Raw genomic sequence first — 279 nt, 5'->3', positions numbered from 1 at the left:
GGTCTACAATGTAAACGTCTTCGCCAGCGTAGCTAAGTTTAAGCTCAGGTGCTTCGAAGCCAAATTTATCTAAAATAAACTGTGTTTCTGGTGATACTTCACCAAGGCGGGTTGGAATTGCCGGCTCATCAATTTGGTTTTTTAAATAAGCCAGTGCAATTGCACCACATATTGAATCTGAATCTGGGATTTTATGGCCCACTACATACATTGACATTGACTAAACTCCTTAAAATTTGCCGATATTCTAGCAAAGTATCCAGCTTTTAACATATAGAC

Annotated in this window: 1 pseudogene; it reads right to left on the bottom strand. The window is 38.7% G+C overall.

From position 1 onward, the window contains the following. Nucleotides 1–217 (bottom strand): annotated as a pseudogene (locus AAEY75_RS14800) (hypothetical protein); the annotation flags it as partial. Nucleotides 218–279: the final 62 nt, after the last annotated feature.

It is taken from the genome of Psychrobacter sp. TB55-MNA-CIBAN-0194 (genome assembly GCF_040309505.1).
Taxonomy (GTDB): Bacteria; Pseudomonadota; Gammaproteobacteria; order Pseudomonadales; family Moraxellaceae; genus Psychrobacter; species Psychrobacter fozii.
This window is presented reverse-complemented; position numbering and strand designations above follow the sequence as displayed.